The organism is Brevundimonas albigilva (genome assembly GCF_023503965.1).
GTDB lineage: Bacteria > Pseudomonadota > Alphaproteobacteria > Caulobacterales > Caulobacteraceae > Brevundimonas > Brevundimonas albigilva.
The window spans coordinates 242,974-260,433 of the sequence record NZ_CP097298.1 but is presented as its reverse complement, the minus strand read 5'-3'; the positions used below and the strand labels follow the sequence as shown (position 1 = coordinate 260,433).

The 17,460-nt window shown below is 67.6% G+C and carries 12 protein-coding genes and 5 pseudogenes; 15 read left to right on the top strand and 2 right to left on the bottom strand.

Going from position 1 to position 17,460, the window contains the following annotated elements; all coding sequences use genetic code 11:
* Positions 1–20: 20 nt before the first annotated feature.
* A pseudogene (gene secD, locus MU852_RS18075) lies at positions 21–1,612 on the top strand (protein translocase subunit SecD).
* Complete coding sequence (gene secF / locus MU852_RS01365; RefSeq protein ID WP_249750703.1) at positions 1,612–2,601, top strand: protein translocase subunit SecF; 990 nt, start codon at positions 1,612–1,614, stop codon at positions 2,599–2,601. The pseudogene secD and the gene secF overlap by 1 nt, the downstream one beginning before the upstream one ends.
* 72 nt (positions 2,602–2,673) lie before the next feature.
* On the opposite strand, the gene MU852_RS01360 is transcribed toward secF, so the two are convergent.
* Positions 2,674–3,879 carry a pyridoxal phosphate-dependent aminotransferase gene (locus MU852_RS01360; RefSeq protein WP_249750702.1) on the bottom strand — a complete coding sequence of 402 codons (1,206 nt, stop codon included), beginning with the start codon at positions 3,877–3,879 and terminating at the stop codon, positions 2,674–2,676.
* A 108-nt stretch (positions 3,880–3,987) separates the two neighbouring features.
* Between MU852_RS01360 and MU852_RS01355 the strand changes: the two genes are divergently transcribed.
* The 9 genes and pseudogenes from MU852_RS01355 to rodA all read left to right on the top strand — a co-directional run bounded on the left by MU852_RS01355 (position 3,988) and on the right by rodA (position 11,558).
* Complete coding sequence (locus tag MU852_RS01355; protein ID WP_249750701.1) at positions 3,988–4,401, top strand: TVP38/TMEM64 family protein; 414 nt, start codon at positions 3,988–3,990, stop codon at positions 4,399–4,401.
* An 8-nt stretch (positions 4,402–4,409) separates the two neighbouring features.
* Positions 4,410–4,715 carry a VTT domain-containing protein gene (locus tag MU852_RS01350; RefSeq protein WP_249750700.1) on the top strand — a complete coding sequence of 102 codons (306 nt, stop codon included), beginning with the start codon at positions 4,410–4,412 and terminating at the stop codon, positions 4,713–4,715.
* 83 nt (positions 4,716–4,798) lie between these two features.
* Positions 4,799–5,224 carry a hemerythrin domain-containing protein gene (locus MU852_RS01345; protein WP_249750699.1) on the top strand — a complete coding sequence of 142 codons (426 nt, stop codon included), beginning with the start codon at positions 4,799–4,801 and terminating at the stop codon, positions 5,222–5,224.
* Positions 5,225–5,430: 206 nt separating this feature from the next.
* The gene (locus tag MU852_RS01340; RefSeq protein ID WP_201215772.1) at positions 5,431–6,471 is read left to right on the top strand and encodes a rod shape-determining protein; all 1,041 of its coding nucleotides are present in this window, start codon (positions 5,431–5,433) and stop codon (positions 6,469–6,471) included.
* Between the two features lie 124 nt (positions 6,472–6,595).
* Positions 6,596–7,693: pseudogene (gene mreC / locus MU852_RS01335) on the top strand (rod shape-determining protein MreC); the annotation flags it as partial.
* Between the two features lie 161 nt (positions 7,694–7,854).
* Positions 7,855–8,373 (top strand): hypothetical protein, encoded by a 519-nt coding sequence (locus MU852_RS01330; protein WP_249750697.1) that lies wholly within the window; start codon positions 7,855–7,857, stop codon positions 8,371–8,373.
* Positions 8,370–9,086, top strand: a pseudogene (locus tag MU852_RS18070) (penicillin-binding protein 2); the annotation flags it as partial. The gene MU852_RS01330 and the pseudogene MU852_RS18070, both read left to right, overlap by 4 nt.
* A gap of 119 nt (positions 9,087–9,205) precedes the next feature.
* Positions 9,206–10,135 (top strand): annotated as a pseudogene (locus MU852_RS18065) (penicillin-binding transpeptidase domain-containing protein); the annotation flags it as partial.
* Between the two features lie 259 nt (positions 10,136–10,394).
* The gene (gene rodA, locus MU852_RS01320) at positions 10,395–11,558 is read left to right on the top strand and encodes a rod shape-determining protein RodA (RefSeq protein WP_249750696.1); all 1,164 of its coding nucleotides are present in this window, start codon (positions 10,395–10,397) and stop codon (positions 11,556–11,558) included.
* Positions 11,559–11,652: 94 nt separating this feature from the next.
* Here the strand turns inward: rodA and MU852_RS01315 are convergent.
* Positions 11,653–13,010: pseudogene (locus tag MU852_RS01315) on the bottom strand (MFS transporter).
* 238 nt (positions 13,011–13,248) lie between these two features.
* Here MU852_RS01315 and cyoA point away from each other — a divergent pair.
* The 4 genes from cyoA to cyoD are packed head-to-tail and all read left to right on the top strand — an operon-like array spanning position 13,249 to position 17,456.
* Positions 13,249–14,409 carry a ubiquinol oxidase subunit II gene (cyoA, locus tag MU852_RS01310; protein ID WP_249750695.1) on the top strand — a complete coding sequence of 387 codons (1,161 nt, stop codon included), beginning with the start codon at positions 13,249–13,251 and terminating at the stop codon, positions 14,407–14,409.
* 10 nt (positions 14,410–14,419) lie between these two features.
* Positions 14,420–16,423 carry a cytochrome o ubiquinol oxidase subunit I gene (cyoB, locus tag MU852_RS01305; RefSeq protein WP_249750694.1) on the top strand — a complete coding sequence of 668 codons (2,004 nt, stop codon included), beginning with the start codon at positions 14,420–14,422 and terminating at the stop codon, positions 16,421–16,423.
* A gap of 2 nt (positions 16,424–16,425) precedes the next feature.
* Positions 16,426–17,067 (top strand): cytochrome o ubiquinol oxidase subunit III, encoded by a 642-nt coding sequence (gene cyoC / locus MU852_RS01300; protein ID WP_249750693.1) that lies wholly within the window; start codon positions 16,426–16,428, stop codon positions 17,065–17,067.
* On the top strand, positions 17,064–17,456 hold the full coding sequence (cyoD, locus tag MU852_RS01295; protein ID WP_249750692.1) for a cytochrome o ubiquinol oxidase subunit IV: 393 nt from the start codon (positions 17,064–17,066) through the stop codon (positions 17,454–17,456). The genes cyoC and cyoD overlap by 4 nt, the downstream gene beginning before the upstream one ends.
* Positions 17,457–17,460: the final 4 nt, after the last annotated feature.

Below are 17,460 nucleotides of genomic sequence, written 5' to 3'. Positions count from 1 at the left end.
GCTGATCCGGGATCGCCCACATGATTCAGCTCTCGCGCTGGAAAGTCACCCTCGTCGTCCTCGCCGCGCTGTTCGGGGTGCTGTTCGCCTATCCGAACGTGCTGAGCCCCGCCCAGCGCGAGGCGCTGCCCGGCTGGCTGCCCAAGAACACGCTGAACCTGGGGCTGGACCTTCAGGGCGGGTCGTATCTGCTTCTTGAAGTGGACGTGCCGGCCATGCGCGCCGCGCGGGTCAACAACCTGATCGAGGACGTGCGCGTCACCCTGAACGAGGCGGGGATCAGCACCGGCGGCTTCCAGCGCGAGGAAGGCGGCGTGGTCGTGACCCTGGCCAATCCGGCGCAACAGGGCGCGGCGTTCGAAGCGCTGCGGACCCTGGCCGGCGCGGCCGGTCCCAGCGGCCAGGTGGAACGCACCGCCGCCCGCGTCGGCGACAACCGCATCCGCTTCGCCTACACCGACGCCGCGCTGAACGGCATGGGCTCCACCGCGGTGGACCAGTCGATCGAGGTGGTGCGCCGCCGGATCGACAGCCTGGGCACGCGCGAACCCTCGATCACCCGCCAGGGCGCGGATCGCATCGTGGTCCAGGCCCCGGGCGAGAGCGATCCGACCAAGCTGGAAGAGGTCATCGGCCAGACCGCGCAACTGACCTTCCAGATGGTGGACGTCGAGAACTCGGTGCAGGACGCCCTGGCCGGCCGGGTGCCGCCGGATTGCAGCTTCTGGCCGACGAGCAGGGCACGCCCTATCTGGTCAAGCGCCGCATCCTGGTGGCCGGCGAGAACCTGACGCGCGCCAGCGTGGGCGCCGATCAGAGCGGCCGTCCGGCCATCGACTTCCGCTTCGACGGAACCGGCGCCCGCCGCTTCGGCGAGGCGACCGCCGCCAATCTGGGCAAGCCCTTCGCCATCATCCTGGACGGCAAGGTCATCTCCGCCCCCACGATCCAGAGCGCGATCACCAGCGGCTCGGGCCAGATCACCGGCCAGTTCACCATCGAGGAAGCCTCCACCCTGGTGAACCTGCTGAACGGCGGCGCCCTGCCGGCGCCCCTGAACGTCGAGGAACGTCGGGTCGTCACCGCCGAGCTGGGCGCCGACGCCGTGGCCGCGGGCGCCCTGTCGACCGCCATCGGCTTCGCCATCATCGTGGTCTTCATGCTTCTGGCCTACGGTCTGCTGTTCGGCGGGGTGTCGGTGCTGGGCCTGATCCTGAACGGGGTGCTGATCATCGCGGCCATGTCGCTGACCCAGGCGACGCTGACCCTGCCGGGCATCGCCGGTTTGATCCTGACCTTCGCCGTGGCGGTGGACGCCAACGTGCTGATCTACGAGCGGATGCGCGACGAGGCCCGGTCCGGCCGCAGCGTGATCGCCAGCATGGACGCCGGCTTCTCCAAGGCCTGGGGCACCATCCTGGACGCCAACGTCACCACCCTGGTGGCGGCGGCCATCATGTTCGTCTTCGGCGCCGGTCCCGTGCGGGGCTTCGCCTGGACGCTGAGCATCGGGGTGATCACCTCGATGTTCTCCTCGATCCTGGTCGCCCAGGTCCTGCTGGCGTACTGGCTGAAGAAGGCCAGGCCCAAGAAACTGCCGATCGCGGAGTGATGGCGATGCGTGGATGGCCCCTCATCAAGATTCTGCCGCAGAAGACGAACTTCCATTTCGTCAAATATGCGCGGCCGGCCGGCATCCTGTCCGTGCTGCTGTGCGTGGCCTCGATCGTGGCCTGCTTCTATCCTGGTCTGAACATGGGCATCGACTTCCGGGGCGGCGCCTCAATGGAGGTGTCCAAGCCCGCCGGACAGGAAATCCAGCTGGACCGCGTGCGCGAGGCCGTCAGCGGCCTGAACCTGGGCGACGTCCAGGTGCAGGGCATCGCCCGGCGCGACACCAACGCCAATGACGGTTCGACCGCCATCCTGCGTTTCCAGGTGCCGGAAGGTCGCGACCAGACCCAGGTGGTGCGCCAGGTCGAGGGCGCGGTGAGCCAGGCCGTCGGCCAGGTCAGCTATTCCGGGGTCAGCGTGGTGGGCTCCAAGGTCTCGGGCGAGCTGTTCACCTCGGGCCTGATGGCCCTGGCCGTCGCCGTGGGGCTGATGTTCCTCTACGTCTGGTTCCGGTTCGAGCCCCAGTTCGGGTTCGGCGCCGTGATCGGCCTGCTGCACGACGTGATCCTGACCTTCGGCCTGATCGTCCTGTTTCGGCTGGAGTTCAGCTTGAACATGGTCGCCGCCATCCTGACCATCATCGGCTATTCGATGAACGACACGGTCGTGGTGTTCGACCGGCTGCGCGAGAACCTGCGCAAGTACAAGACGATGCCATTGCGCGACGTCATCGACCTGTCGCTGAACGAAACCCTGACCCGGACCATCATCACCGGCGGCACGGCGGTCATGGTGCTGGCGGCGCTGGCGCTCTTCGGGGGCGAAGCGCTGTTCGGCTTCTCCATCGCCCTGATGTTCGGCATCGTCGTCGGCACCTATTCGTCGATCTATGTCGGCGCGCCGGTGATCCTGCTCTGGGGCGTCAAGCGCGGCGGGGCGAACGACGAGGCCAAGCCGATCAAGCTGGGCATGGCCAGCCGGCCCTGAACGGTCGTTCGGCAAGAAAAAACGGCGGCTCCGAAGGGGGCCGCCGTTTTCGTTTAAGGACCGTTCGTTCGATCAGCGCAGCGAGGCCGCGAAGCGCTGGATGCGGCTGCAGGCCTCTTCCAGCACGGCGTCCGAGGTGGCGTAGCTGATGCGGAAATAGGGCGACAGGCCGAAGGCCTCGCCCTGGACCACGGCCACGCCCTCGGCGTTCAGCAGCTCGGCGGCGAAGGTCGAATCGCCGTCGATGACGACGCCGCCGTCTGTCGTCTTGCCGATCAGGCCGGCGATGGACGGATAGACGTAGAAGGCGCCCTCGGGCGTCGCGCAGGTGATCCCCGACGCCTGGTTCAGCATGGAGACGACCAGGTCGCGACGCTTCTCGAAGGCGTCGCGCCGTTCGGCCATGAAGTCCTGCGGCCCGTTCAGCGCCTCGACCGCCGCCCACTGGCTGATGCTGGCGGGGTTGGAGGTCGTCTGGCTGGCGACCTTGCGCATCAGGTCGATCAGCGGCTTGGGACCCCCCGCATAACCGATGCGCCAGCCGGTCATGGCGTAGGCCTTGCTGACGCCGTTGACCGTCAGGGTGCGGTCGATCAGGTCCGGCGCGACCTGGGCGATGGTGGTGTATTCGAAGTCGCCATAGACCAGGTGCTCGTACATGTCGTCGGTCAGCACCCAGACGTGCGGATGGCGGCGCAGCACCTCGGCCAGGGCCTCCAGTTCGGCGCGCGTGTAGGCGGCGCCGGTGGGATTGGACGGGCTGTTCAGGATCAGCCAACGGGTGCGGGGCGTGATGGCGGCTTCCAGCACGGCGGGGCGCAGCTTGAAGCCGTCCTTTTCCTCGCCGACGACCGTGACCGGCTCGCCGCCGGCCAGCAGGACCATGTCCGGATAGGACACCCAGTAGGGGGCGGGCACGATCACCTCGTCGCCCGGGTTCAGCGTCGCGACCAGGGCGTTGAAGATGACCGGCTTGCCGCCGGGCGCCACGTGGATCTGCGACACGTCGTAGGTCAGGCCGTTCTCGCGCGCGAACTTGGCGGCGATGGCCTTCTTCAGCTCGGGCATGCCGTCGGCGTCGGTGTATTTGGTTTCGCCGCGATTGATGGCGTCGATGGCGGCCTGCTTGATGTTGTCCGGCGTGTCGAAGTCCGGTTCTCCGGCGCCCAGCCCGATCACGTCGCGACCCTCGGCTTTCAGCTTCCGCGCCTGGGCGGTCACCGCGATGGTGGCCGACGGCTTGACGCGGGCGAGGGCGGAGGATTGCAGGCTGGACATGATATTCCCGTCGATTTGGAAGTTTCGTGCCGGGGAGGCGCGGTTTCTTACGCGGCGTGGCCCGCCGGGACAATGGATGGCGGCTCGCTAATGTGCGGATCGGGTGATATGCGCGCCCTGATGCGGTGGATCGTCGACTTTCTGTCCAACATGGAGGCGCGACGCTGGCGCGCCGTGCTGGCGACGGCGCTGCTGCTCGGCGCGATGATCGCCCTGTTCGCCGTCGGCAAGAGCCAACTGGGCCTTGACGCCGAGACGCGGCTGGAAGCGTGGCTGGGCGGGTTCAGGCACGGGCCGTGGGGACTGCCGGCCGCCGTGGTCGTGTTCAGCGTGGCCGCCGTATTCGGCGCGCCGCAGTTCATCCTGATCGCCGCCTGCGTGGTGGCCTTCGGCCCGTGGTACGGCTTTCTCTACAGCTGGGTGGCGACGATCGCCTCGGCCGGCCTGACCTACTGGATGGGGCGGGGGCCGACGGCGCGGGGCTGCTGGAGCGGCACGGCGGGCGAACGGTCGGGCGGCTGACCCGGTTCGTGGGCAAGAACGCCTTCTACGCCAGCTTCATGATCCGCAACGTGCCCTCGGCGCCCTTCATCGTGGTCAACATGGCCTTCGGCGCGGCGCGAGCGTCGTTTCCGCTGTTCCTGGCCGGCTGCGCCCTGGGCGTGCTGCCCAAGACGGCGCTGGTCGCCTTCTTCGGGGGCTCGTTCATGACGGCCGTGAGCGGCGACGGGGTGTGGACCTCGGCCATATTGGCGGGGGTGGCCCTGGCCTGGCTCGGCCTGATGCTGGCGGTGCGCGAAGTGGTGCGACGCCGCGAAGCTGCGCGCGGAGACTGATCCGGATTATCCCCTAATCAGCGATTTATCCGCCCTTCATCCCGCCCTGCGAAATCTGCGAGCCGAGAGGAGCCGGCGTCATCATGGATTTCCGGAAACTGCACGGGCAACATCAGGCGATCATCCGCCTGGCCAGCGACCTGGTCGGCCTGGTCGGCAAGATTCGCACGCGCGAGGACGCGACGGAGGCCCGCACGCTGCTGGAGCGGCTGGACCGCGTGCTGGGGGCGCATCTCGAACTGGAAGATCGCTCGGTCATGCCGTTGCTTTCCGACAGCGACGATCCGGCCACGCGGGCCCTGGCCCTGGATTGCGTCGAGGAGATGGGCGGCATCGCCCAGGTCTGGGCGGGGCATCTGGCCCTGTGGACGGTCGAGGCCATCCAGCGCGCGCCGGCCCGGTTCGCCTCGGCGACGCACAATCTGATGGGCGCGGTCGCGCGGCGGGTGGAACGCGAGGAGCGCGAACTCTACCCGCTGGCGCAGGGGCGAGCGAACCGGGCCGCCTGAGCCCGTCGCGAAGCCGTGAACGGCCAAGCTGACGAGGCCGTTATCGGGGCTTGCCATCGTCTCCGCATGCGGGCAAACGGGCTTCCGGTAGGCGTGGCGAAGACGATCAGGACGCGGACGGGGAAGGGGATCCCCATCGTGTGGGCGTCGCCAGGTCGACTGCGAACAAAGACGCCCTCGGCCCAGAACATACGGTATCCTTTCCCATGAGCTTTTCCCTCTTCGGCGCGATCTCCAACGACATCGCGATGGACCTGGGCACCGCCAACACCCTGATCTACCAGAAGGGCAAGGGCATCGTGCTGAACGAGCCGTCGGTCGTGGCGCTGAGAAACGTCGGCGGGCGCAAGATCGTCCACGCCGTGGGCATAGAGGCCAAGCAGATGCTGGGCCGGACGCCCGGCCACATGGAAGCCATCCGCCCGATGCGGGACGGGGTCATCGCCGACTTCGAGGTCGCCGAGGAGATGATCAAGCACTTCATCCGCAAGGTGCATAACCGCAAGGGCTTCGTGAACCCCAAGATCATCGTCTGCGTGCCGTCGGGCGCCACGGCGGTCGAACGCCGCGCCATCAACGACAGCTGCCTGAACGCCGGCGCGCGCCGCGTGGGCCTGATCGACGAGCCGATGGCCGCCGCGATCGGCGCGGGCCTGCCGATCCACGAGCCGACCGGCTCGATGGTCGTCGACATCGGCGGCGGCACGACGGAAGTCGCCGTTCTGTCCCTGTCGGGCATCGTCTATTCGCGCTCGGTCCGCGTCGGCGGCGACAAGATGGACGACAGCATCATCAGCTACATGCGTCGCAACCATAACCTGCTGATCGGCGAGACGACCGCCGAGCGCATCAAGAAGGACATCGGCACCGCCCGCATCCCGGCCGACGGCGAAGGCCTGTCGATCGAGGTCAAGGGCCGCGACCTGATGCAGGGCGTGCCGCGCGAGGTGCGCATCAGCGAGCGCCAGGCCGCCGAGGCCCTGGCCGAGCCGGTCACCCAGATCATAGAGGCCGTGAAGGTGGCGCTGGAGGCGACGCCGCCGGAACTGGCCGCCGACATCGCCGACAAGGGCATCATGCTGACCGGCGGCGGCGCGCTGCTGCGCGGTCTGGACGTCGAGATCCGCGACCACACCGGCCTGCCGGTCTCGGTGGCGGACGATCCGCTGTCGTGCGTGGCCGTGGGCTGCGGGCGCGTGCTGGAGCATCCGCGCTGGATGAAGGGCGTGCTCGACGCGGCCTTCTGAGGCCGCGCAGTCCCGATAAGGCCTTCGTGATCGCGGTTTTATTCCCGCCGCGATTTTGCGATAGGCTGGCCTCCGGCGGTGGAAGGCGTCCACCGATTCCATTTTCCTGATTGGTAGGTCGCCCGTGGCGTTTCGCGACGGCCCTTTCGAGAACCTCAAGGTCCCGCTGACGTGGACGGCGGCCGTCGTGGTCGTGGTGGCCATCGTCGGCGCCATCCTGCTGTTGGCGACCGACCGCCGGTCCGATGACGGCGTATCCGCCTATGGCGCGCTGCGCAGCGGAACCGAGGCCGTGGCGGCGCCGGCGGGCGGGGTGCTGTCCGCCCCCGTGCGTTGGGTCGGGGCGGTCGGCGACTACATCGGCGGCTATTTCTTCGCCGTCTCCGAGAACCGCCGGCTGAAGGCCGAGATCGCGGACCTGCGCGCCTGGCGCGACGAGGCCATCGCCCTGAAGAACGTCAACGGCCGCTACGAGGCCATGATGGGCCTGCGGACCGAACCGCCGATGCCGATGGTGACGGCGCGCGCGATCTCGGACGTGCGCGGTCCCTTCGCGCGCGCTCGGCTGCTGGACGCGGGCCAGGCCAAGGGCGTGCGGATCGGCAATCCGGTGATGAACGAGTTCGGCCTGGCCGGGCGCGTGACCGGCGTGACCGGCGGCGTCAGCCGCATGGTGCTGCTGACCGACGTGGCCTCGCGCGTGCCGGTGCTGATCGAGCGGACGGACACGCGCGCCATGCTGGTGGGCGACGGCGGCGAGAATCCCCGTCTGGACTATGTGCGCGGCGCCGGCGCCCTGCAGCCGGGCGACCGGGTGCTGTCGTCGGGCGACGGCGGCGGGGTGCCGCGCGGCCTGCCGGTGGGCGTGGTGGCGCGAGGCGTCGACGGCGCCTGGCGCGTCAAGTTGTTCAGCGATCGCGGCCCCATCGACTACGTCCGCATCCTGCTGTTCCAGAACTTCGCGCAGTTGGTAAGCCCGGAAGCCCTGAACGCGCCGCCCCTGGCCGGCCTGACCACGGCGCCGGAGCCGACGCCGGAACAGGCCGCCCAGATCGCGGACGTGGCGGCCCGCCGCCGCGCCGAGGCCGAGGCCCAGGCCGAGCGCACCCGACTGGCCGTGGCGCAGGCGGAACAGGCCGAGCGCCTGCGCGCCGCCCAGCAGGCCCAAGCCCAAGCCCAAACTCAGGCTCAGCCTCAGGGCCAGGCTCGCCCGAACGCACCGGCTCCGACCCAAGGACGGACGGCGCGCCCCGTCGCGGCTGAAACCCGTCCCTCTACGGGCCAGCCCAGACCGCAGGCGCAAGCGCAGGGCCAGGCCCAGACCCCGCCTCAGGCGGCCCCGGCCGCCGCGGCGCCCGCCCGCCCGGATGCGGAGGACGAGACGTGAGACGCCCCGCCGCGGTTCGTGTGGTCGGGCCCCTGCAGTGGATCATCTATCCGGCCCTGGCGGCCGTCGCCGCCACCGTCATCCTGGCCACGCCGGCAGAGTTGTTCGGCCTGAGGTTGCCCGAGCCGGTGATCCCGATGGTCCTGGCCTTCGCCTGGCCCCTGATCCGGCCGTCGATGCTGGGCGCGGCGATGCTGTTCGCCCTGGGCCTTTTCCTGGACCTGTTCTGGAACGGGCCGCTGGGCCTTTGGCCGTTGTGCCTCATGGGCGTGTACGGAGCGGTTCTGGCCTCGCGCAGCCTGCTGGCGGGGCATGAGGGGTTGGTGCGCTTCGCCTGGTATCTGGTCTGCGTGGTCGCGGCGTTCGTCCTGGCCTACGCCATCGTGGCCTTGCGGGCCGGCAACCCGCCCGCCATCCTGCCCGTGGTGGGCCAGGTGGCGCCGACCCTGTTGCTGTATCCGCTGGCCCACTGGCTGATCGAGCGGTTCGACGACGGCGATACGAGGTTCCGATGAGCAGCGAACCGTCCATCTTCTTCGCCGACGCCAACGAGCGGCAGGGGTCGTTCCTGCGCCGAACCTTCGTGGTGGGCGGACTGACCGTGCTTGGCGTCACCGCCCTGGTCGGGCGACTGGGACAGCTTCAGGTCGTCCAGGCCCAGGAATATGCGACCCTGGCGACGCAGAACCAGTTCAACTTCCGCCTGGTGCCGCCGCCGCGCGGGCTGATCAAGGACCGCAACGGCGTGGTGGTGGCGGGCAACCGGCCCAGCTTCCGCGTGCTGATCGTGCGCGACGAGACCAAGGATCTGGACCAGACGCTGGACCTGCTGGGCCGGCTGCTGCCGGACACGATGGAACGTCGCCGCGCGATCATTCGCGACGTCAATGCGGCGCGCAAATTCATGCCGGTGCCGGTCAAGTCCGACCTCAGCTGGGAGGAGTTCGCCAAGGTCAACCAGTACGCCAACGAACTGCCCGGCGTGATGGTCGATATGAACGAGGCCCGATACTACCCCTTCGGCGGCGCCTTCGCCCATGTGGTCGGCTATGTCGCCAAGGTGTCGGATCGCGACGTCAAGGCGATCCGCGACGCGGGCAAGGACCCGCCGGAAATGCTGTTCAACCCCGCCTTCCGCATCGGCAAGCAGGGGATCGAAAAGGCGCTGGACGAGGACCTGCGCGGCGTGGCCGGCGGCAATCGGGTCGAGGTCGACGCGCGCGGGCGGGTGGTGGCCGAGGACGTGGGCGGGTCGCGCCCCGCCGTGCCGGGCGCCGAGGTGGTGCTGACCCTCGACGCCGACGTCCAGAACCGCGCGCTGGAAGTGATGGGCGACGAGTCGGGCTCATGCGTGGTGATGGACGTTCGCAACGGCGACATCCTGTGCATGGTGTCGTCGCCGTCGTTCGATCCCAACCTGTTCGTCAGCGGCGTGCCCACGCGCATCTATCGCGCCCTGGCCGACTACGAGCGCAAGCCGTTGCTGGACAAGGCGCTGGGGGGACCTTCCCCCCGGGGTCGACCTTCAAGCCGACGACGGCCCTGGCGCTGCTGGCCGCGGGCGTCGATCCCGAGATCAAGGTGGTGTGCAACGGCGCGTGGCGCACCGGCAACCGGGTCCAGCGCTGCTGGGGCCGTCACGGCGCGCAGAACATGCACGACGCCATCAAGAACTCGTGCGACGTCTATTTCTACGCCATGTGCAATCGCGCCGGGGTGGACCGCATCCGCGACACGGCGCGCGAACTGGGTTTCGAGCACACCTTCGACATCGGCATCGCCAACCAGAAGAAGGGGCTGCTGCCCAGCACGGAATGGAAGGCGCGCACCTTCCCCCGCGATCCGGTCTGGCATCCGGGCGAGACCACCTCGGTCGCCATCGGCCAGGGGGCGATCACCGTCAACGCCCTGCAGCTGGCGGTCATGACCTCGCGCCTGGCCAACGCCAAGAAGGCGCTCCAGCCCCGGCTCATCAAGTCAGTCGGCGGGGTCGATCGGCCCAGCGGCGCCGAGGCGCCCGACCTGCCGTTCAAGCCCGAGCATCTTCAACTGGTGCGCGGCGGCATGATCGCCGTGGCCAACGACCGGTCGGGCACCGCCTATCGCCAGAGCCAGCTGGGTCTGGGCGACCTGCAGATGGCCGGCAAGACCGGCACGGCCCAGTCGCGCGACTATGGCTCGGGTCCGCGCAAGAGCGACATCTGGGCGCTGAAGGACCACAATCTGTTCGTGGCCTTCGCGCCGATCGACGAGCCGCGCTACGCCGTGGCGGTCATCATCGAGCACGGCGGCAAGGGCGGGGCCACCGCCGGCGCGCCGCGCGCCCGTGAAGTCATGCGCACGGTGCTGCTGAAGGATCCGGACATGCGAGCGCGGATCGAGCGCCCGCCGCCGCCCGAGCCCACCGGGCCGCCGGAGTCCGACGACATCGTGGCCGGGGCCGCGCCGCCCCCGCCGGAGATCGCCGAACCCGATCCCGCGCCGCGCCCCGCGCGCCCCGCACCGGACCGCGTCCCTATTATTCCGAGGATCCGCGATGACGGCGTCGGCCCTGACGCGGCCCGGCCAGCGCGAGCGGCTGTCCAGCAAGATCGCCGAGATCGACTGGCGTCTGGTCGGCCTGGTCGGCGTCATCGCCGGTTCGGGCGTCGCCATGCTGTATTCCATCGCCGGCGGTTCGTGGGAGCCGTGGGCGCTGAACCAGCTGATCCGCTTCGTCGGCATGCTGGTCGTCATGCTGGCCCTGGCGCTGGTCAATCCGCGCTGGTGGTTCCGCGCCGCCTATCCGCTGTACGGCGTGCTGCTGATCCTGGTGCTGATGATCGAATTCACGCCGCTGGGGTATCAACCCGTGGGGGCGGGCGCCAAGAACTGGCTGAACCTTGGCTTCATCCGGATCCAGCCGGCCGAGTTCATCAAGCTGGGCTTGGTGCTGGCGCTGGCGCGCTGGTACCACAACCATTCGGCCGAGGATGCGCGCTTCAGCTGGAAGCTGATCGTTCCGGCGGCCATGATCGGCGTGCCCTTCGTCTTGGTGGCCAAACAGCCCGACCTGGGGTCGGCCATGATCATCGGCCTGACCGGCGCGGTCGTCATGTTCATGGCGGGGCTGAGTTGGCGCATCATCGGCGTCCTGGCCGCCGCCGCCATCGCCATCGTCCCGCCCTTCGTGATGTTCGGGATGCACGACTATCAGCGCAATCGGATCCTGACCTTCCTGAACCCCGAAGGCGACCCCAGCGGGACCGGCTACAACATCATCCAGTCCAAGATCGCCCTGGGCTCGGGCGGCATCCTGGGCAAGGGCTATGGCCTGGGCAGCCAGAGCCAGCTGGAATTCCTGCCGGAACGCCACACGGACTTCATCTTCTCCACCGTGGCCGAGGAGTTCGGCTTCGTCGGCTCGTGCTTCCTGCTGCTGTGCTATGTCGGGGTCATCATCATCGCCCTGCGCATCGCCTCGCTGGCCCACAGCCACTTCGGGCGCATCGGCGCGGCGGGGATGACCGCCTTCTTCGCCCTGTTCGTGATGATCAACGGGGCGATGGTGATGGGGCTGGCGCCTGTCGTGGGCGTGCCGATGCCGCTGCTGTCCTACGGCGGATCGTCGATGATGACGGTGATGATCGGCTTCGCCTTCGTTCTGTCGATGCGGGTCCATCGCTACAACGAACTGCCCAAGGGCTCGGGTCTGTTCTGAGGCCGGTCGTCCCGTCGACGGAAACGAAAACGCCGCCCGCTGAAGTCCAGCGGGCGGCGTCGTCGCGTCGGGGGCAGGGGAGAGGCGGCGCCGATCAGGCCGCCTTGGCGCCCCGCTGCTTGTCGGAGGCGCTGCGGGCCAGTTCGCGGTTCAGCCACAGGGCCAGCAGCGTGAAGACCGCGCCGGACAACAGATAGGCGCCGGCCGCGATCAGGCCGAACTGGCTGGAGATCCACAGCGCCGCCAGCGGCGCGAAGCCGGCGCCGAACAGCCACGCCAGGTCCGAGGTCAGGGCCGAAGCGGTGTAGCGGTTGGCCAGGCTGAAGCTGGACGCCACGGGGCCGGACGCCTGCCCGAACGACACGCCCAGCAGGATGAAGCCCGAGATCATGAACACCAGTTCGCCTATCGTACCGCCATTCAGCAACTGGGGCGCGAAGCCCGAGAAGGCGGCGATGCCGGCTGCGGTGATCGCCAGCAGGGTGCGTCGGCCGTAGCGATCGGCCAGGACGCCCGAGGCCAGGATGGCCAAGAGGCCGAACACCGCCCCCACCATCTCGATCAGCAGGAAGCGCACCGGCGTCTCGCGCGTGAACAGATAGATCCAGGACAACGGAAACACCGTGACCATGTGGAACATGGCGAAGCTGGCCAGCGGGGCGAAGGCGCCGATCCAGATGCGCGGGCCTTCGGCGCGGACCGCCTGGGCGACGGCAACGGGCTGCAGCTCGCGCGTCTCGAACAGCTTCTGGAAAGCCGGCGTGACGACGATCCGCAGTCGGGCGAACAGGGCCACCACGTTGATGGCGAAGGCCACGAAGAACGGATAGCGCCATCCCCAGTCCAGGAAGTCGGCCGGGGACAGGGTGTTCAGGAAGAAGGCGAAAAGGGCCGAGGCGACGATAAGGCCGATCGGCGCGCCCAGCTGCGGCACCATGGCGTACCAGCCGCGGCGGTTCTCCGGGGCGTTCAGTGCCAGCAGCGAGGCCAGCCCGTCCCAGGCGCCGCCCAGGGCCACGCCCTGGCCGATGCGGGTGATGGCCAGCAGCACCGGCGCCCACAGGCCGACGGTCTCGTACCCGGGGATGAAGGCCACCGACACCGTCGAGGTGCCCAGCAGGAACAGCGCGGTCGTCAGCTTGGCCCCGCGACCGAACTTCTGGTCGATGGCGATGAACAGGGCCGTGCCCAGCGGGCGGGCCAGGAAGGCCAGGGCGAAGACGGCGAAGGACAGCAGCGTGCCCCCCACCGGGCCGGCGAAGGGGAAGATCAGCTGCGGGAACACCACGACCGAGGCGATGCGATGGCGTAAACGAAGAAGTCGAAGAATTCGGACGTTCGGCCTATGATGACGCCGATGGCGATTTCGCCCGCATCCACCTTGCCATGCCGCGTGTTGATATGCGCGGCGTCGCGTTCCAGGGATTCTGACGAAGGGGTCGAGGCGGTCATGAGCTCCGGTCGCTCCAGTTCGGCAACTTATACGGCGGATCGCCGCAGGATTGAACCGCGCCCTTTGCGCCGAAAGGCCGTTCGAGAGGATAGGACAGATTGTCCACTGTCGTTCCCGGCGAACCCATCCTACGAGCCGCGCCACAACGCCCCTGAACCGTCGCGACGCCTCCCCCTTGTCCGACGCCGACAGATTGGAGCTCCCGTGCGCCGTTTGCGCCTGCTTATGATTTTGCCTGTGCTGGCCCTGCTGTCCGCCTGCGACATGGTGGTGATGGCTCCGGCCGGCGACATCGCCGGCCAGCAGCGCGACCTTCTGGTCATCTCCACGCTGCTGATGCTGCTCATCATCGTGCCGGTGATGGCGCTGACCGTCTTCTTCGCCTGGAAGTACCGGGAATCGAACAAGGCGGCCGAGTACGAGCCGGACTGGGATCACTCCACCTCGCTGGAGCTGGTGATCTGGTCGGCCCCGCTGCTGATCATCATCTGCCTGGGCGCCCTGACCTGGGCCGGCACCCACCTGCTGGATCCCTATCGCCCGCTGGACCGCATCAAGCCGGGCCAGGCCGTGGCCGAACAGGTCGAGCCGCTTCAGGTCAATGTGGTCGCCCTGGATTGGAAGTGGATGTTCATCTATCCGCAGTACGGCGTCGCCACGGTCAATGAGCTGGCCGCGCCGGTGGATCGGCCGATCCGCTTCCACATCACCTCGTCGTCGGTGATGAACAGCTTCTACATTCCCGCCCTGGCCGGCCAGATCTACGCCATGCCGGGCATGGAGACGAAGCTTCACGCGGTCATCAATCACCCCGGCGAATATGTGGGCTTTTCCGCCAACTATTCCGGCGACGGCTTCTCCAACATGCGGTTCGCCTTCCACGGCCTGGACCAGGCCGGGTTCGACCGCTGGATCGCCGGCGTGCGCCAGGGCGGCCAGCCTCTGGACCGCGAACGCTATCTCGAGCTCGAAAAGCCCAGCGAGAAGGTCCCGGCCCTGCACTTCGCCAGCGTCGAGGGCGGCCTGTGGGACGCCATCCTGAACATGTGCGTCGAGCCCGGGAAGATGTGCATGGGCGAGATGATGGACATCGACCGCAAGGGCGGACTGACCATGGCCTCGGTGCGCAACACCATGCCGCTGATCTACGATAAGTACGCCGGCCGCGGCTCCAACCCGGCCTATTTCGGCTCGGACGACAGCTATGTCATGACCATCTGCACGCCGTTGCAGGCCGCCGCCGCCGCCGCCGAGCGCACCCGCCGCTCCGAACTCCAGAACGCCGAGCGCGGTCCCGTCGACCGGGCGCCGCTGAGGGGGATGGGGCTGGTTCCGCCGGGCGTGCCGATGGCCTCGCTTTCCCTTTCCGCGCCGGCGTCCGCCGCTCCCAACGCCTGATTGATCGACGATGTCCGCTGACCAACTGATCCCGCTGATCTTCGGCCGCCTGACCTGGGAGGCCCTGCCGCTGCACGAGCCGATCCTGGTCGTGACCATGATCGTCGTCGCCCTGGGCGGCGTCGCCCTCTTGGGCGCGCTGACCTACTTCAAGCTCTGGGGCTATCTCTGGAAAGAGTGGTTCACGACCGTCGATCACAAGAAGATCGGCATCATGTACATGATCCTGGGCATCATCATGCTGCTGCGCGGCTTCGCCGACGCCATCATGATGCGGATCCAGCAGGCGATCGCCTTCGGCGGGTCCGAGGGCTATCTGAACGCCCACCACTACGACCAGATCTTCACCGCCCACGGCGTCATCATGATCTTCTTCGTGGCCATGCCGCTGGTCACGGGCCTGATGAACTACGTCGTGCCGCTGCAGATCGGCGCGCGCGACGTGTCCTTTCCGTTCCTGAACAACTTCAGCTTCTGGATGACCACGGCCGGGGCGATCATCATCATGGCCTCGCTGTTCGTGGGCGAGTTCGCCCGCACCGGCTGGCTGGCCTATCCGCCGCTGTCGGGCATCGGCTACAGCCCCGGCGTCGGGGTCGACTATTACATATGGGCCCTGCAGATCGCGGGGGTGGGCACGACGCTGTCCGGCATCAACCTGATCGCCACCATCGTGAAGATGCGCGCGCCGGGCATGGGCCTGATGAAGATGCCCGTCTTCACCTGGACCTCGCTGTGCACCAACGTGCTGATCGTGGCGTCCTTCCCGGTGCTGACGGCGGTGCTGGCCCTGCTGACGCTGGACCGTTACGTCGGGACCAACTTCTTCACGAACGACTTCGGCGGCAACCCGATGATGTACGTGAACCTGATCTGGATCTGGGGCCACCCTGAGGTCTACATCCTGATCCTGCCGCTGTTCGGCGTCTTCTCTGAGGTCGCCTCGACCTTCTCGGGCAAGAAGCTGTTCGGCTATACGTCCATGGTCTATGCGACGGTCGTCATCACGATCCTGTCCTACCTGGTGTGGCTGCACCACTTCTTCACCATGGGCTCGGGCGCCTCGGTGAACAGCTTCTTCGGCATCACCACCATGATCATCTCGATCCCGACAGGGGCGAAGATCTTCAACTGGCTGTTCACGATGTACCGGGGGCGCATCCGGTTCGAGCTGCCGATGATGTGGCTGGTCGCCTTCATGCTGACCTTCGTGATCGGCGGGATGACGGGCGTGCTGCTGGCGGTGCCGCCGGCCGACTTCGTGCTGCACAACTCGCTGTTCCTGATCGCCCACTTCCACAACGTCATCATCGGCGGGGTGCTGTTCGGCCTGTTTGCGGGCATCAACTTCTGGTTCCCCAAGGCCTTCGGCTTCAAGCTGGACAAGACGTGGGGCCTGGTCAGCTTCTGGTGCTGGATCGTGGGTTTCTGGCTGGCTTTCGCGCCGCTGTACGTGCTGGGCCTGATGGGCGTGACGCGCCGGATGCGGGTGTTCGACGACCCCTCGCTGCAGATCTGGTTCGTGATCGCCGCCATCGGCGCGGCCGTCATCGCGGTCGGCATCCTGGCCTTCCTGATCCAGATCGCCGTCAGCATCCTGAACCGCGACAAGCTGCGCGACACGGACGGCGACCCCTGGGGCGGGCGCACCCTGGAATGGGCCACGTCCTCTCCGCCGCCCGATTACAACTTCGCCTTCACCCCGGTCATCCATGACAGCGACGCCTGGTGGGACATGAAGAAGCGCGGCTACAAGCGCCCCGCAAAGGGCTTCCGCGACATCCACATGCCAAAGAATACGGGAACAGGCGTCATCATCTCGGGCCTGTGCCTGGTGATGGGCCTGGCGCTGGTTTGGTACATCTGGTGGCTGGCGGCGCTCAGCTTCCTGGCCGTGCTGGTCGTGTCGATCGCCCACACCTTCAACTACGACCGCGACTATCACATCCCCGCCGATGAGGTGCGCGAGACCGAGGAGACGTTCGAACGCCGCCTCAAGGCGACGGAGGCCTGATCATGAGCGCGACCGCCGTCAAGACCGCGTCCAACCCGCTGGACGACAAGACCGTCTTCTATCTGGAAGAAGAGCCGCACCACGAGGAAGGCGCCAGCACCATGCTGGGCTTCTGGCTCTATCTGATGAGCGACTGCCTGATCTTCGCGATGCTGTTCGCGGTGTTCGGGGTGCTGGGCGGCAACTACGCCGCCGGGCCGGGGCCCAAGGAGCTGTTCGACCTGGAACTGGTCGCGCTGAACACGGCCATGCTGCTGTTCTCGTCGATCACCTACGGCTTCGCCATGCTGGCGATGGACCGCAACAACCAGCGCCAGACCCTGGCGTGGCTGGCGATCACCGGCCTGTTCGGCCTGGCCTTCCTGGGCATCGAGCTCTACGAGTTCGGCCACCTGATCCACGAGGGCGCAACGCCCCAGCGCAGCGCCTTCCTGTCGTCCTTCTTCACGCTTGTTGGCACCCACGGCCTGCACGTCACCTTCGGCATTATCTGGCTGGTGACGCTGATGGTGCAGGTGAGCATGAAGGGGCTGATCCCCGCCAACAAGCGCCGGCTGATGTGCCTGTCGATGTTCTGGCACTTCCTGGACGTCATCTGGATCGGCGTCTTCACCTTCGTCTATCTGCTGGGGATGCTGCGATGAGCGCCGCCAACTCCGACCATTCGCCGGACTCCCACGACGTCGACCACCTGGGTCACGAGGCGCACAATCACGGCTCGTTCAAGAGCTACATGATCGGCTTCGTGCTGTCGGTGATCCTAACGGCCATCCCGTTCGCCCTGGTGATGACGGGCGTGCTGCCGACCCAGGCGACGGCGCTGATCGTGATGGGCTTCGCGGTGGTGCAGATCGTCGTGCACATGATCTACTTCCTGCACATGAACTCCAAGTCCGAGGGCGGCTGGACCATGCTGGCGCTGATCTTCACCATCATCGTGGTGGTCATCGCCCTGTCGGGTTCGCTGTGGGTCATGTACCACCTGAACACCAACATGATGCCGACCCACGACATGACGCAGATGGTCGGCTGAGCCT